Annotated in this window: 14 protein-coding genes and 1 riboswitch; of the genes, 11 read left to right on the top strand and 3 right to left on the bottom strand. The window is 70.5% G+C overall.

The genetic code is table 11. The features are described 5' to 3' along the window. The first annotated feature begins 26 nt into the window (after positions 1 to 26). The 10 genes from OG448_RS25980 (at position 27) to OG448_RS26025 (ending at position 10,181) form a co-directional block, all read left to right on the top strand. Positions 27 to 659, top strand: coding sequence for a CDP-alcohol phosphatidyltransferase family protein (locus tag OG448_RS25980; protein ID WP_031181999.1), 633 nt, complete (start codon positions 27 to 29; stop codon positions 657 to 659). Between the two features lie 91 nt (positions 660 to 750). Further along, positions 751 to 3,246 carry a sugar phosphate nucleotidyltransferase gene (locus OG448_RS25985; protein ID WP_405557298.1) on the top strand — a complete coding sequence of 832 codons (2,496 nt, stop codon included), beginning with the start codon at positions 751 to 753 and terminating at the stop codon, positions 3,244 to 3,246. A 101-nt stretch (positions 3,247 to 3,347) separates the two neighbouring features. Beyond that, the gene (locus OG448_RS25990; RefSeq protein WP_405557300.1) at positions 3,348 to 4,271 is read left to right on the top strand and encodes a DUF881 domain-containing protein; all 924 of its coding nucleotides are present in this window, start codon (positions 3,348 to 3,350) and stop codon (positions 4,269 to 4,271) included. Continuing rightward, positions 4,268 to 4,600 (top strand): small basic family protein, encoded by a 333-nt coding sequence (locus tag OG448_RS25995; protein ID WP_030808725.1) that lies wholly within the window; start codon positions 4,268 to 4,270, stop codon positions 4,598 to 4,600. The genes OG448_RS25990 and OG448_RS25995 overlap by 4 nt, the downstream gene beginning before the upstream one ends. A gap of 5 nt (positions 4,601 to 4,605) precedes the next feature. Beyond that, positions 4,606 to 5,481, top strand: coding sequence for a DUF881 domain-containing protein (locus tag OG448_RS26000; RefSeq protein ID WP_405557302.1), 876 nt, complete (start codon positions 4,606 to 4,608; stop codon positions 5,479 to 5,481). An 82-nt stretch (positions 5,482 to 5,563) separates the two neighbouring features. Beyond that, the gene (locus OG448_RS26005; RefSeq protein WP_405558959.1) at positions 5,564 to 6,436 is read left to right on the top strand and encodes an FHA domain-containing protein; all 873 of its coding nucleotides are present in this window, start codon (positions 5,564 to 5,566) and stop codon (positions 6,434 to 6,436) included. Positions 6,437 to 6,479: 43 nt separating this feature from the next. Continuing rightward, positions 6,480 to 7,217: a MerR family transcriptional regulator gene (locus OG448_RS26010; protein ID WP_405557304.1), complete on the top strand. Its 738-nt coding sequence runs from the start codon at positions 6,480 to 6,482 to the stop codon at positions 7,215 to 7,217. A gap of 97 nt (positions 7,218 to 7,314) precedes the next feature. Continuing rightward, positions 7,315 to 7,788, top strand: a complete 474-nt coding sequence (locus tag OG448_RS26015) for a bifunctional nuclease family protein (protein ID WP_004002801.1) — start codon at positions 7,315 to 7,317, stop codon at positions 7,786 to 7,788. Positions 7,789 to 8,051: 263 nt separating this feature from the next. Next, on the top strand, positions 8,052 to 8,735 hold the full coding sequence (locus tag OG448_RS26020; protein ID WP_086695648.1) for a MerR family transcriptional regulator: 684 nt from the start codon (positions 8,052 to 8,054) through the stop codon (positions 8,733 to 8,735). A 75-nt stretch (positions 8,736 to 8,810) separates the two neighbouring features. Beyond that, the gene (locus OG448_RS26025) at positions 8,811 to 10,181 is read left to right on the top strand and encodes a DNA polymerase IV (RefSeq protein ID WP_405557306.1); all 1,371 of its coding nucleotides are present in this window, start codon (positions 8,811 to 8,813) and stop codon (positions 10,179 to 10,181) included. A gap of 10 nt (positions 10,182 to 10,191) precedes the next feature. On the opposite strand, the gene OG448_RS26030 is transcribed toward OG448_RS26025, so the two are convergent. After that, positions 10,192 to 10,566, bottom strand: coding sequence for a PRC-barrel domain-containing protein (locus OG448_RS26030; protein WP_350907416.1), 375 nt, complete (start codon positions 10,564 to 10,566; stop codon positions 10,192 to 10,194). 119 nt (positions 10,567 to 10,685) lie between these two features. Further along, positions 10,686 to 10,780, top strand: a riboswitch (glycine riboswitch). Positions 10,781 to 10,954: 174 nt separating this feature from the next. Here OG448_RS26030 and gcvP point away from each other — a divergent pair. After that, the gene (gene gcvP / locus OG448_RS26035; RefSeq protein WP_405557308.1) at positions 10,955 to 13,840 is read left to right on the top strand and encodes an aminomethyl-transferring glycine dehydrogenase; all 2,886 of its coding nucleotides are present in this window, start codon (positions 10,955 to 10,957) and stop codon (positions 13,838 to 13,840) included. Between the two features lie 61 nt (positions 13,841 to 13,901). Here the strand turns inward: gcvP and OG448_RS26040 are convergent, their stop codons facing one another. Continuing rightward, positions 13,902 to 14,321 (bottom strand): molybdopterin-binding protein, encoded by a 420-nt coding sequence (locus OG448_RS26040; RefSeq protein ID WP_405557310.1) that lies wholly within the window; start codon positions 14,319 to 14,321, stop codon positions 13,902 to 13,904. A gap of 28 nt (positions 14,322 to 14,349) precedes the next feature. Next, on the bottom strand, positions 14,350 to 15,435 hold the full coding sequence (locus tag OG448_RS26045; RefSeq protein ID WP_405557311.1) for an ABC transporter ATP-binding protein: 1,086 nt from the start codon (positions 15,433 to 15,435) through the stop codon (positions 14,350 to 14,352). Between the last annotated feature and the right edge of the window lie 31 nt (positions 15,436 to 15,466).

Raw genomic sequence — 15,466 nt, forward strand, 5'->3', positions numbered from 1 at the left:
GCACTTTTCGTACAGGAGGCTTCCGGGTGGAGGTCCAGGAGACCCGCGTCCAGACGGACCGGGTCCTCACCATCCCCAACATCCTCAGCATGGCTCGGCTCGCCGGTGTCCCTCTGTTCCTGTGGCTGATCCTCAGGCCGGAGTTCGGAGGCCCCAAGAGTGATGGTTGGGCTCTCCTGGTCCTGGCACTGAGCGGAGTCAGCGACTATCTGGACGGCAAGCTCGCCCGGCGCTGGAACCAGGTCAGCAGCCTCGGCCGGCTTCTCGACCCGGCCGCCGACCGGCTCTATGTCCTTTCCACGCTCCTCGGCCTCACCTGGCGGGAGATCCTGCCGTTGTGGCTGACCGCGCTGCTGCTGGCCCGAGAACTGGTTCTGCTGGTGATGGTCGGCATCCTCCGCCGGCACGGCTATCCGCCGCCCCAGGTGAACTTCCTCGGCAAGGCGGCCACCTTCAACCTGATGTACGCCTTCCCGTTGCTGCTGCTCAGTGACGGAAGCGGTTGGATCGCGTCACTCGCCGCTGTTTTCGGATGGGCGTTCGCCGGATGGGGTACAACCCTGTATTGGTGGGCAGGAGTGCTTTATATGGTCCAGGTCCGCCGTCTGGTGCGCGCGGACTCGTTGGCCGACGGAACTCCGCGATCGTCCACGACGTGACGCTTCGATGGCCCGCGACGTAAAAGTGCGGGACAATCTTGGCGGGTGAAGTCGGCTAGACCGTCGTCTCTTCGAGGAGGACGCTTCCGACATGAAGGCCGTCGTGATGGCCGGAGGCGAAGGCACACGCCTGCGCCCCATGACCTCTAGCATGCCCAAGCCGCTCCTGCCTGTGGCGAACCGCCCGATCATGGAGCACGTGCTCAGGTTGCTCAAAAAGCATGGGCTCAACGAGACCGTGGTCACCGTGCAGTTCCTGGCGTCGCTCGTCAAGAACTACTTCGGTGACGGCGAAGAACTCGGCATGGAGCTCACGTATGCCAATGAGGAGAAGCCACTCGGTACCGCCGGAAGCGTCAAGAACGCCGAGGACGCGCTCAAGGACGACGCCTTCCTCGTCATTTCCGGTGATGCGCTGACCGACTTCGACCTCACCGAGCTGATCAACTTCCACAAGGAGAAGGGAGCCCTGGTCACGGTCTGCCTGACCCGGGTCCCCAATCCGCTGGAGTTCGGCATCACCATCGTGGACGAGGAGGGCAAGGTCGAGCGCTTCCTCGAGAAGCCGACCTGGGGCCAGGTCTTCTCCGACACGGTGAACACGGGCATCTACGTGATGGAGCCCGAGGTGTTCGACTATGTCGATCCTGATGTCCCCGTCGACTGGTCCGGAGATGTCTTCCCCCAGTTGATGAAGGAAGGCAAGCCCATCTACGGCTACATCGCCGAGGGCTACTGGGAGGACGTCGGCACCCACGAGAGCTATGTGAAGGCCCAGGCCGACGTTCTCGAGGGCAAGGTCGACGTCGACATCGACGGATTCGAGATCTCGCCCGGCGTCTGGGTCGCCGAGGGTGCCGAGGTGCACCCCGACGCGGTGCTGCGCGGGCCGCTCTACATCGGTGACTACGCCAAGGTCGAGGCGGGCGCGGAGATACGCGAGCACTCCGTCATCGGCTCCAACGTGGTCGTCAAGAGCGGTGCCTTCCTGCACAAGGCCGTCGTCCACGACAACGTGTACGTCGGCCAGCAGAGCAATCTGCGCGGCTGTGTGATCGGGAAGAACACCGACATCATGCGGGCCGCGCGGATCGAGGACGGCGCGGTCATCGGTGACGAGTGCCTGATCGGCGAGGAGTCGATCATCCAGGGCAACGTCCGGGTGTACCCGTTCAAGACCATCGAGGCCGGCGCCTTCGTCAACACCTCGGTCATCTGGGAGTCCAGGGGCCAGGCGCACCTCTTCGGGGCGCGCGGGGTCACCGGCATCCTGAACGTGGAGATCACGCCGGAGCTGGCCGTGCGGCTGGCCGGCGCGTACGCGACCACGCTGAAGAAGGGCACCACGGTCACCACGGCCCGTGACCACTCCCGAGGCGCCCGTGCGCTCAAGCGCGCGGTGATCTCGGCGCTCCAGGCGAGCGCGATCGACGTGCGTGACCTGGAGAACGTGCCGCTGCCCGTGGCCCGGCAGCAGACCGCGCGGGGCAGCTCCGGCGGCATCATGATCCGGACCTCGCCGGGTGTGCCGGACTCCGTGGACATCATGTTCTTCGACGCCAAGGGCGCGGACCTCTCCCAGGGCAGCCAGCGCAAGCTGGACCGGGTGTTCGCGCGCCAGGAGTACCGGCGGGCGTTCCCCGGCGAGATCGGTGACCTGTACTTCCCGTCGAGCGTCTACGACTCCTACACCGGGTCGCTGCTGCGGAACGTGGACACGACCGGGATCGCCGAGTCCGGGCTGAAGGTCGTCGTCGACGCCTCCAACGGCAGCGCCGGCCTGGTCCTGCCCAGCCTGCTCGGCAAGCTCGGCGTGGACTCGCTGACCATCAACCCCGGTCTGGATGAGTCCCGGCCCACCGAGACCGAGGAGATGCGGCGCAAGGGCCTGGAGCGGCTCGGAGAGATCGTGGCGTCCTCCGGGGCGGCGTTCGGGGTGCGGTTCGACCCGGTCGGCGAGCGGCTGTCGCTCGTGGACGAGAAGGGCAGCATCATCGAGGACGACCGGGCGCTGCTGGTGATGCTCGACCTGGTCGCCGCCGAGCGCCGCAGCGGCCGGGTGGCGCTGCCGGTGACCACCACCCGGATCGCGGAGCAGGTGGCCGCGTACCACGGCACCCAGGTGGAGTGGACGACCACCTCGCCCGACGACCTCACACGGGTCGGCGGCGAGGAGGAGACCATCTTCGGCGGTGACGGCAAGGGCGGCTTCATCGTCCCCGAGTTCAGCAGCGTCTACGACGGCACGGCGGCGTTCGTGCGGCTGATCGGGCTGGTGGCGCGGACACAGCTCACGCTGAGCCAGATCGACGCCCGGATTCCGCGGGCCCATGTCCTCAAGCGGGACCTGGCGACGCCGTGGGCGGTCAAGGGTCTGGTCATGCGCCGGGTCGTGGAGGAGGCGGGCGACCGTTCCGTGGACACCACCGACGGCGTGCGGGTCGTGGAGAGCGACGGCCGCTGGGTGATGGTCCTGCCCGACCCGGCCGAGGCGGTCACGCACCTGTGGGCGGAGGGCCCCGACGACGCCTCCGCGCAGGCCCTGCTGGACGAGTGGTCGGCCGTGGTGGACAGCGCCGGACGCTGATCGCCACAACGCTGTGAACCTGCCGGACAGTGTCCCCGCTGGGGGTGCTGTCCGGCAGGTGTATGGGGCTCGTTCGAAGACACCGCTCGCGGCATGCGACGATGTGCGGCATGCCGCAGCAACCCCCCGTTCGGAGCAGCCCCGCGCGGCCGAGGCGTCCGGACGCCTCCATGTCGTTGATCACCAGCGTCATGGACCACAGCCTCGACGACGGGTACGCCGAGGCCGCCGCGCGCAGGAAGTCCGCGGGTGAGGGCGGTCTGCCGAAGACCCTCCGCGCCAAGCTGGGCCTAGCGGGCGGCCTCGTGCTCGCGGCCCTGGTGGTGACGGTCGGGGCGTCGCAGGCGCATGTCGCGGCGCCCGTGGTGGCCAAGGAGCGCCAGGAGCTGATCGACCGCATCGACCGGGAGACCACCGCCGCGGACAAGCTGGAGAGCGGTGTCGACCAGCTCCGTGAGGACGTCGGCGCACGGCAGCGGGCGGCGCTGCGGCAGACCGGGGGCAGCCAGGCGGACCTCGTGAGCCTGCTGTCGGGTGCCACCGCCGTACGTGGGCCAGGCGTGAAGCTCGTGGTGAACGACGCCAAGGAGGCGAGCACCGGGGGAGACGGCACCAATCCGCGTGAGTCCGCCGGCTTCTCCGACACCGGGCGGGTGCGTGACCGGGACATGCAGCGCGTGGTCAACGGGCTGTGGGCGTCCGGCGCGGAGGCGGTGTCCATCAACGGGCAGCGGCTGACCGCCCTGTCCGCGATCAGGGCCGCGGGTGACGCGATACTGGTCGACAACAGGCCGCTGGTGCCGCCGTACACGGTGCTGGCGGTGGGGGACGGGCAAAAGCTGAGCACCGCGTTCCAGAACAGCGCCGACGGGTTGTATCTGCACGCGCTCCAGGACAACTTCGGTATCCGCACCGCCATCTCCGCGGAGGGCGACGTCCGGTTGCCCGCCGCACCGAGTGTGATCGTACGAACAGCACAGCCGAGCGCCGAGCAGGCCGAGAAGACTGAGAAGGGCACATCGTGATCGCCGTACTGGGCCTCGTCGTGGGAGTGGTGGCCGGACTGTTGGTCCGGCCCGAGGTTCCGGCGGTGGTCGAGCCGTATCTGCCCATCGCCGTCGTGGCGGCGCTGGACGCCGTGTTCGGCGGGCTGCGGGCGATGCTGGACGGCATCTTCGACGACAAGGTCTTCGTGGTGTCGTTCCTGTCCAACGTGGTCGTGGCCGCGCTGATCGTGTTCCTGGGCGACGAGCTGGGCGTGGGCGCGCAGTTGTCCACCGGTGTCGTCGTGGTCCTGGGCATCCGGATCTTCTCCAACGCGGCGGCGATCCGGCGCCACGTCTTCCGGGCGTGACCGGCATGAGCGACCAGGAGGAGCGGCCGGAGAACGGGCTGCGCAAGGAACTGCCCGCGGAACTGCCGCCCCAAGCCCCCGCGCCCCGGCCGGCCCCGGAGCCCGCGCCCGAACCCGCTCCCGCCGGGCCCGCGTCGGAGCAGGCGCCCCAGCCGCAGCTCACCGGGCGTCAGCGGCTGATCGACGGTCTCTGGCCGCCCCGGCTGACGCGCGCCCAACTCATCGTGGCGCTGCTGCTGTTCGGGCTCGGTTTCGGGCTGGCCGTGCAGGTGGCCTCCAACAGCGACGGCGACAGCGCGCTGCGCGGGGCCCGCCAGGAGGATCTGGTCCGCATCCTCGATGAACTGGACGACCGTACTCAGCGTCTTGAGGACGAGAAGCAGGGACTGGAGAAGCAGCGTCAGGAGTTGCAGAGCAGCTCGGACCAGGCCGCCGAGGCGCGCCGGCAGACCGCCGAGAAGGAGCGCCAACTCGGCATACTCGCGGGCACCGTGGGTGCCACCGGTCCCGGCATCACCATGACCGTCCAGGACACGAAGGGAGCCGTCGAGTCCGACATGCTGCTCGACGCGATCCAGGAACTGCGCGCGGCCGGTGCCGAGGCGATACAGGTCAATGGGGTGCGCGTGGTGGCGAACACATACTTCTCGGATACAGACGGTAGCGTCGCGGTCGACGGGAACAAGATCAACGCCCCTTATCGTTTCGAGGTCATCGGCAAGCCGCAGGACCTCGAACCGGCGTTGAACATCCCTGGAGGCGTGGTGCAGAGCTTGGAGAAGGAGCAGGCCACGGTGAGTGTGGAGCGCTCGGACAAGATCGTCGTGGATGCCTTGCGGCAAGCGAAGCTGCCTGACTACGCTCGGTCGTCCTCCCGGTGAACCGGCGGTGCATGGGCGGCGTCGGGCGGGGGCATGAGGTTGCGGGGGGTCGCCGCACCGAAGGGGTGGTGCGTGGTGGAAACTGTCGGGTGGATACGGACGTTGTGAAGATGTCCGGATCGGTCGGTGTAGGCATTCTGGGTTCGTCCTGCCCCACGGGCGGGTCTGTTTCGGTCAAGGGGAATCGCCCGTGAAGTTGTTTGGGAAGTTGTTCGGCAAGAGCGCGCGAGAGGGCAACGACAACGCGACGGCCCGTCATCGCGCACAGCCCGACGAGGAAGGGCAGCGTCCGCTGTTCCGGGACCAGGTGACTGGTCCGGGTGGTGGCACTTCCGGTGGACAGGGCGCGGCGTCCGTTGACCCTGGCCAGGGCGGCGGCATAGGTTTCGGGCAACCGTCGCGGCAGGAGGCTCCGTCCATGTCGGACCTGGTGTGTACGAGGTGCGGGAACCGCAACGCGGAGAACGCCCGCTTCTGCTCCCACTGCGGGGCGCCCCTGCGTCCCGGTGTGGCGCCGGAGCGTCCGTCGGAGACCACCTCCACGATCTCCATCTCCGGCATCGAGGCGTACGACTCCGAGGTGACCGGTCAGACGGCGATGCCGATGCTGTCGCCCGAGGCGCAGGCGGCGGTCGACGCGCTGCCGATCGGCTCGGCACTGCTGGTGGTCCGCCGGGGTCCGAACTCCGGCAGCCGCTTCCTCCTGGACAGCGACCTGACCACGGCGGGGCGTCACCCGCAGAGCGACATCTTCCTGGACGACGTGACGGTCTCCCGCAGCCATGTGGAGTTCCGCCGCTCGCCCGACGGTTCCTTCACGGTGGCCGACGTGGGCAGCCTCAACGGCACCTACGTCAACCGCGAGCGGATCGACCAGGTGGCGCTGGCCAACGGTGACGAGGTGCAGATCGGCAAGTACCGGCTGGTCTTCTACGCGAGCCGGCAAGGAGTCTGACCCACCCCCGGACGCCCGTCCGGGGGAACCCCAGGGAAGGTCCATGCTTCAAACACCGAGCGGCGGTGCCGGAAGCGGTACCGCCGCCAGGGACAGTGGGCTGATGAGCATCGGCATGGTGCTGAACGTGCTGCGCGACGAATTCCCCGAAGTCACCATCTCCAAGATCCGCTTCCTGGAGTCGGAGGGGCTCATCGAGCCGCAGCGGACCCCCTCGGGGTACCGCAAGTTCAGCTCCCGTGACGTGGATCGCCTCGGCCATGTCCTCAGGATGCAGCGGGACCACTATCTGCCGCTCAAGGTGATCCGGGAGCATCTGGACGCCATGGAGCGCGGCGAGGCCGCCCCGTTGCCCCTGGTCGGCCGGCAGCGCAGCGGCGACGGCGAGCCGGAGGAGCCCGAGCGGTCCACGGTCGCCCGGATCGGCCGGGACGAACTGCTGGCGGCGGCCGACATCGACGAGGCCGAACTGCGCGAGTGGGAGTCCTACGGGCTCCTCGCCCCCCTGGCCGACGGCGTGTACGACGCCGAGGCCGTCACCGTGGCCGCGCTGGTGGCCGAACTGGGCCGGTTCGGTATCGAACCCCGCCACCTGCGGGTGATGAAGGCGGCCGCCGAGCGAGAGGCGGGGCTGGTCGACCAGGTCGTCGCCCCCCTGAAGCGGCACCGCAATCCGCAGACCAGGACGCTCGCGGAGGCCCGTACCAAGGAGCTGGCGGCGCTCACCATGAAGCTGCACTCGGCGCTCGTGAAGGCCGCGCTCGGGGTACGGCTGCCCTGACGGGCGGTGTGCCCCCACCCGGTCGGCTTGCGCCGGATCGCCCACCTGTTCCCTGCCCGACTACCCAAACGTCCCGAGCACGGCCTAGGGTTGCTGTGTGAACGAGCTCGATGTCGTAGGTGTCCGGGTCGAAATGCCCTCCAACCAACCGATCGTGCTCCTGCGCGAAGTGGGAGGCGACCGCTACCTCCCTATCTGGATCGGGCCGGGGGAGGCGACGGCGATCGCCTTCGCCCAGCAGGGCATGGCTCCCGCGCGTCCGCTGACGCACGACCTGTTCAAGGACGTGCTGGAGGCGGTCGGCCAGGAGCTGACCGAAGTACGCATCACCGATCTGCGAGAGGGCGTCTTCTACGCGGAGCTGGTGTTCGCCAGCGGGGTCGAGGTGAGCGCGCGGCCGTCCGACGCCATAGCGCTCGCCCTGCGCACCGGCACGCCGATCTACGGCAGTGACGGGGTGCTGGACGACGCGGGCATCGCCATCCCGGACGAGCAGGAGGACGAGGTGGAGAAGTTCCGCGAGTTCCTCGACCAGATCTCGCCCGAGGACTTCGGTACCAGCAGCCAGTGACGCCGGGGCCGGCCGGGTGGACGAAGGGTCCGCATCCGGCCGGCTCGTGGCGCACCGTGACGCCCGCGCGGGGGCACATGCCAACGTCCCGTGAGAGCGTCCTACGCCTCTCCGCGAGCGCATTCGGCTAGCCTTTCCCCGCGGTGGGACACGAGAAACCACTCTCAGGGTGATTATCACTCGGCGTGCCGAGTGTGGCGATCGTTGACGCACCCCTGGTGACTGCCTACCGTCGACAAGGCAGGTCAAGGACGGAGGTCGGCGTGAGGATGAGCGGCGACGGTACGGCTGGGGGTGCCCCCGGACACGGTTTCGGGGACAGCGGCCCGTACCTTCCCCCGAGCGCACGGTTTCGACCGGGCGGGGGACACCCACAGCTCGGCGGCGTGGCCGATCACGCTCCGCAGCGGCCGACGGTGGTGCCTGACGGTGAAGGGGCGGCGGCCATGACGTCCGAGGAGATCGGATACCGCGGTCCCACGGCCTGTGCGGCCGCCGGGATCACCTATCGGCAGCTCGACTACTGGGCCCGTACGGGACTGGTCGAGCCGAGCGTACGGCCCGCGCACGGCTCGGGCACCCAGCGGCTGTACAGCTTCCGCGACGTGGTCGTGCTGAAGATCGTCAAGCGGTTCCTGGACACCGGTGTCTCGCTCCAGAACATCCGCTCGGCCGTGCAGCACCTCAGGGAGCGCGGGTTCCGCGACCTGGAGCGTATGACCCTGATGAGCGACGGCGCCATGGTCTACGAGTGCACCTCCCCGGACGAGGTCCACGCGCTGCTCCAGGGCGGCCAGGGCATCTTCGGGATCGCCGTCGGCGTGGTCTGGCGGGATGTGGAGAGCGCCCTGTCCCAGCTCCACGGCGAGCGCGTCGACACCGGTGAGACGCTCATCGGGCACAACCCGGCCGATGAACTGGCGCGGCGGCGCAACCGCGCCGTCTGAGACCGGCCGGCACCGTTTTCCACAGGGCGTCCCCGCGTGGGGCCGTTGTCAGTGGTGTGGTGCAGCATCGGACCTGTGAGAAACGCGCCCACCATCCTCCATCTCGACATGGATGCCTTCTTCGCCTCGGTGGAGCAGGCGTCCAAGCCGAGCCTGCGCGGCAAGGCCGTCGTGGTGGGCGGGATCGGGCCGCGCGGGGTGGTGGCGACCGCGTCGTACGAGGCACGGGTGTTCGGGGTGCACTCGGCGATGCCCACCGCGCAGGCCCGGCGCCTCGCGCCGAACGCCGCGTACCTCATGCCGCGCTTCGCGCTGTACCGCTCGATCAGCGACCAGGTGATGGCGCTGCTGCGGGAGTTGTCCCCGCTGGTGGAGCCGCTGAGCCTGGACGAGGCGTTCGTGGACCTGGAGGCCGGGAACGTCGCCTGGGACGAGGCGTCGGCGCGGGAGACCGGGGCCCGGCTGCGCGCCGACATCCGGGCGGTGACGGGACTGACCGGGTCGGTGGGGCTCGCCGCCTCCAAGATGCTGGCCAAGATCGCCTCGGAGCGGGCCAAGCCCGACGGCCTGGTCCTCATCGAACCGGGCACCGAGCGCGCCCTGCTGTCCCCGATGCCCGTGCGCACCCTGCCCGGCGTCGGCCCCGCCACCGGCGACCACTTGCGGCGCGCCGGGATCACCACCGTGCTGGAACTGTCCGAGGCGGGCGAGGACGAACTGGTCCGGCTGCTCGGCAAGGCGCACGGGCACGCGCTGTACGCGATGGCGCTGGCCCGCGACGACCGGCCGGTGGTGGCCGAGCGCGAGGCCAAGTCGGTGTCGGTGGAGGACACCTACGCCGTCGACATCCACGACCGGCTGCGCATCGGTCTTGAGGTCCGCCGGCTCGCCGACCGGTGCGTACGGCGGCTGCGCGGCGCCGGTCTCTCCGGCCGCACCATCGTGCTCAAGGTGCGGCGTTACGACTTCTCCACCCTGACCCGCTCCGAGACGCTGCGGGGGCCCACGGACGACCCCGCCGTCATCCGGGAGGCGGCCGCGCGGCTGCTGGACTCCGTCGACACCACGGGCGGGGTCCGGCTGCTGGGCGTCGGCGTGTCCGGGCTGGCCGACTACACCCAGGAGGACCTGTTCGCCCAGGCGGCGGGGGAGCTGGCCGAGGAGACCCCGGAGGAGAGCGCCCCCGACTTCGGCCCGGAGAGATCCGAGCCCGCCGCGCCGGAGTGGCGGGCGGGCCAGGACGTACGGCACCCGGAGTACGGGCACGGGTGGGTGCAGGGCAGTGGCCTGGGGCGGGTCACGGTGCGCTTCGAGACTCCGCTCTCGGCGCCGGGCCGGGTACGGACGTTCCGGTCCGACGACGCCGGCCTGGAACCGGCCGACCCGCTCCCGCTGGTGGCTCAGGTGGAGGCGGCCGCTGCGGAGGGGGAGACGGACGCCGGATGAGGGGAGGGGCTCAGGACTCCTCGGTGCCCGCGACCTTGCCGAAGTCACGGTCCGGGGTGGGCCTGGCGGAGGGGCCCACGTCGAGGCCGTAGTGGTGGTAGAGCTGGAGTTCCTGCTCGGGGGAGAGGTGGCGGCCGACGCCGAAGTCGGGGGCGTCCTTGATGAGGGCGCGTTCGAAGGGGACGCGGAGCGCGCCGTCGACCAGCTCGCTGGGCTCCAGCGGGACGAACGCGTCGCGGGAGAAGAGGCCGGTGCGCACCGCCGCCCACTCCGGGACGCCGGTCGCGTCGTCGAGGTACACCTCGTCTATGGTGCCGATCTTGGTGCCGGCGCGGTCGAACGCCTTGCGGCCGATCAGGCTGCGCGGATCGATGTCGGTCTGCACGATCCCTCTCCCTCCACATGGTCGCAACTCATCCGTAAGCACTACAAAAGAGCAGAATCAGCCGGGCGGCCACTCGAACGCCGCGCTCAGGACCCCGCTGGTAGGCTGAACTCGGCTGCTGACCCCGTGCGGGAGAGTCCTCCGAGCCATTCGGAGGCGCCGAAGGAGCAACTCCTCCCCGGAATCTCTCAGGCCCCCGTACCGCACGGACGAGGTCACTCTGGAAAGCAGGGCGGGCGTCACGGCTCCCGCTCTCACCGACGGTGCAAGTCGGGGTCCGCAGGCCCCCGGCGAAGCTCTCAGGTACGAGATGACAGAGGGGGAGGCCGGTGGGCACCCGAGCCGTGGTGCCCCTCGCAGGTCGCGTCAGACCAGGAGGCCTCCGCACATGACCGCCCCTCGCATCCCGCTCGCCGAACTCGAAGCGGGCATCCCCTTCGAGCACCGCCACATCGGGCCCGACCAGGAGGCGCGGGCCAAGATGCTCGCGCAGGTCGGCTACGGCTCCCTCGACGAGCTGACCGCCGCCGCGGTGCCGGACGTGATCAAGAACGCCGACGCCCTCGACCTGCCCGGCGCCCGCACCGAGGCCGAGGTGATCGCCGAGCTGCGCGGTCTCGCCGACCACAACCAGGTCCTCGGCTCCATGATCGGCCTGGGCTACTACGGCACCTTCACCCCGCCGGTCATCCTGCGCAACGTCATGGAGAACCCCGCCTGGTACACGGCCTACACGCCGTACCAGCCGGAGATCTCCCAGGGCCGGCTCGAAGCCCTGCTGAACTTCCAGACGATGGTCGCGGACCTCACCGGGCTGCCCACCTCCGGTGCCTCCCTGCTGGACGAGGGAACCGCCGCCGCCGAGGCGATGGCGCTCTCCCGGCGCATGGGCAAGAACAAGAAGGGCCTCTTCCTGGTCGACGCGGACACCCTGCCGCAGACCATCGCCGTCATCGAGACCCGCGCCGAGCCGGCCGGCGTCGAGGTCGTCGTCGCCGACCTGAGCGACGGCATCCCGGCCGACATCGCCGAGCGCGCCGTCACCGGCGTCCTGCTCCAGTACCCCGGCGCCTCCGGTGCCGTACGCGACCTGAAGCCGGTCATCGAGCAGGCGCACGAGCTGGGCGCCCTCGTCACCGTCGCCGCCGACCTGCTCGCGCTCACCCTGCTCACCTCGCCCGGCGAGCTGGGCGCGGACATCGCCATCGGCACCACCCAGCGCTTCGGCGTGCCCATGGGCTTCGGCGGGCCGCACGCCGGCTACATGGCCGTGCACGAGAAGTTCGCCCGCAGCCTGCCCGGCCGCCTGGTCGGCGTGTCCGTCGACGCCGACGGGCACCGCGCGTACCGCCTCGCGCTCCAGACCCGCGAGCAGCACATCCGCCGCGAGAAGGCCACCAGCAACATCTGCACCGCCCAGGTGCTGCTCGCCGTCATGGCCGGCATGTACGCCGTCTACCACGGCCCCGACGGCCTGCGGACCATCGCCGGCCGTACTCACCGCTACGCCACGATCCTCGCCGAGGGCCTGCGCGCCGGCGGTGTCGAGATCGTGCACGGCGCCTACTTCGACACCCTCACCGCGCGCGTGCCCGGCAGGGCCGCCGAGGTCGTCGCCGCCGCCCGCGAGGGCGGGGTCAACCTGCGCCTCGTCGACGCCGACCACGTCTCCATGGCCTGCGACGAGACCACCAACCGGGCCCGGCTCGAGGCCGTCTTCGCCGCCTTCGGCGTCGAGGGCGACATCGAGGCGCTCGACGGCGCGGCCCAGGACACCCTGCCCGAGGCGCTGCTGCGCACCGACGACTACCTCACCCACCCGGTATTCCACGAGCACCGTTCCGAGACGGCCATGCTGCGCTACCTGCGCAAGCTGTCCGACCGCGACTACGCGCTCGACCGGGGCATGATCCCGCTCGGCTCCTGCACCATGAAGCTGAACGCGACCACCGAGATGGAGCCGGTCACCTGGCCCGAGTTCGGCGCGCTGCACCCCTTCGCCCCCGCCGAGCAGGCCGAGGGCTACCTCACCCTCATCCGCGAGCTGGAGGACCGGCTCGCCGAGGTCACCGGGTACGACAAGGTCTCCCTCCAGCCCAACGCCGGCTCCCAGGGCGAGCTGGCCGGGCTGCTCGCCGTACGCGCCTACCACCGGGCCAACGGCGACGCGCAGCGCACCGTCTGCCTCATCCCGTCCTCCGCGCACGGCACCAACGCCGCGAGCGCGGTGATGGCCGGGATGAAGGTCGTCGTCGTGAAGACCGCCGGGGACGGCGAGATCGACATCGAGGACCTGCGCGCGAAGATCGAGCAGCACCACGACGAGCTGTCCGTGCTGATGATCACCTACCCGTCGACGCACGGCGTCTTCGAGGAGCACGTCGCCGACATCTGCGCCCGGGTGCACGACGCGGGCGGCCAGGTCTACGTGGACGGCGCCAACCTCAACGCCCTGGTCGGTCTCGCCAAGCCGGGCCACTTCGGCGGTGACGTCTCCCACCTGAACCTGCACAAGACGTTCTGCATCCCGCACGGCGGCGGCGGCCCCGGCGTCGGCCCGGTCGCGGTCCGCGCCCACCTGGCGCCGTACCTGCCCAACCACCCGATGCAGCCCGCGGCCGGTCCGGAGACGGGCGTCGGCCCGATCTCGGCGGCGCCCTGGGGCAGCGCCGGCATCCTGCCCATCTCCTGGGCGTACGTCCGTCTGATGGGCGGCGAGGGCCTCAAGCGCGCCACCCAGGTGGCCGTGCTGTCCGCCAACTACATCGCCAAGCGCCTGGAGCCGCACTTCCCGGTGCTCTACACCGGCCCCGGCAATCTGGTCGCGCACGAGTGCATCATCGACCTGCGCCCGCTGACCAAGGCGACCGGCGTCAGCGTGGACGACGTGGCCAAGCGCCTGATCGACTACGGCTTCCACGCGCCGACCATGTCCTTCCCGGTGGCCGGCACGCTGATGATCGAGCCGACCGAGTCCGAGGACCTGGGCGAGCTGGACCGGTTCTGCGACGCGATGATCGCCATCCGCGCGGAGATCGAGAAGGTCGCCTCCGGCGTCTGGCCCGCCGAGGACAACCCGCTGCGCGGCGCCCCGCACACCGCGGCCGCCCTGGGCGGCGAGTGGACGCACGCGTACAGCCGTGAGGAGGCCGTCTTCCCGGCCGGGGTCTCGGCCGCCGACAAGTACTGGCCGCCGGTGCGCCGTATCGACCAGGCGTTCGGCGACCGCAACCTGGTCTGCTCCTGCCCGCCGCTGGACGTGTACGAGGACTGAGCACGCGTATGAGAGAAGGCCCCCTGCCCGGTTCTGGGCGGGGGGCCTTCCTCGTGTCCGCTCAGGCCGTGGCCAGCGAGACCTCGGTGGACTTGATCAGCGCCACCACGGAGTCGCCCTCCGCCAGCTTCAGCTCGGCCGCCGACTCGTGGGTGATGGCCGACGTCACCTCGGCGCCCGGCACCGCGACCTTCACCGAGGCCATCGCCGTGCCCATGGTGATCTCGCTGATCGTGCCCGCGAGCTGGTTGCGGATGGAGATGTGGTCGACCGGCCCGGTGGCCAGGGACACCTCCGTCGCCTTCACCAGGGCGTGCACGGGCGTGCCCTCGGCCAGCCGGAGTTCCTTGGTGGCCTCCTCGGTGATCGCCGCGGTCAACTGCTGACCGCCGTCCAGCCGGATCTTGACGGTTGCCATGACCTCGCCGGGGTGGACCGCCGTGACGGTGCCGGGAAGCTGGTTGCGGATGCTCATGCTCATGGGGCCACACCGTAGTGGCTGAGCGGCCTTATGCCGGGTATGCGTGGGTCTGCGTCGCCTTGACGGTCGCCCAGACCGGCGCCCCGGTGTGCAGGTCCAGCTCGGCGGCGGCCGCCGTGGTGAGATCGGCGGCGAGCCGGATCTCCCCGGTCAGGTCCGCGCGGATCTGGTCGCCGTGGGTCTCCAGACCGGCCACCTCGCAGCGCCACAGATTGCGGGCGCTCGCCCCGGTCGGACGGTCCCGGAACAGGGTGACGGCGACCGGCGGGAACGCCACGAACACCGGCCCCGACAGGTCCTCGGTGGTGGTGATCGACGGCCCGCCGTCCAGCCGTACCTCGTGCCCGTCGGCCTCGCCCCGGTAGAGGTTGAGGCCGACCAACTGCGCGATGTAGTCGGTGCGGGGGTGCCGGGCGATCTCGGTGGGCGTCCCCTCCTGCACCACTTGGCCGTGCTCGACCACCACCAGCCGGTCCGCGAGCACCATCGCGTCCAGCGGATCGTGCGTCACCAGTACGGCGGCCGCCTCGAACTCGGCCAGATGCCGCCGCAACTGGGAGCGGACCTCGAGGCGGGTACGGGCGTCCAGCGCGGCGAGCGGCTCGTCCAGGAGCAGCAGCCGGGGCCGGGTGGCGAGCGCCCTGGCCAGCGCGACCCGCTGGGCCTGGCCGCCGGAGAGACGGCGGGGTTTGGCGCCCGCGTGCTCGGTCAGGCCCATCCGCTCCAGCCAGGCCGCGGCCTGCGCGCGGGCCTCGGCCTTGCCGGTGCCGTGGCAGCGCGGCCCGAAGGCCACGTTGTCCAGCGCGGTCAGGTGGGGGAAGAGCAGGTAGTCCTGGAAGACCACGCCGACCGGACGCTTCTCCGGCGGGATGCGCTCCAGGGCGGTGCCGTCCAGCCGCAGATGGCCCTCGGAGAGCGGGACGAGGCCCGCGAGGGCGCGCAGAGCGGTGGTCTTGCCCGCACCGTTCGGGCCGAGCAGCGCGACCACGTCACCGGGGGCCGCGCGCAGGGACACGTCCAACCGGAAGGTGCCCCGGTCGACCACGAGACGGGCGTCGAGACCCTGGTCGTCCGCCGCCTTCAGCAGGGCGGAGGGCGCGTCGATGTCGGTCATGGGGCGGTCGTCCTCCGTCGGCGCCGTCGTG

The sequence above is a fragment of the Streptomyces sp. NBC_01171 genome, from assembly GCF_045039805.1.
In the GTDB taxonomy this organism is placed as follows: Bacteria; Actinomycetota; Actinomycetes; order Streptomycetales; family Streptomycetaceae; genus Streptomyces.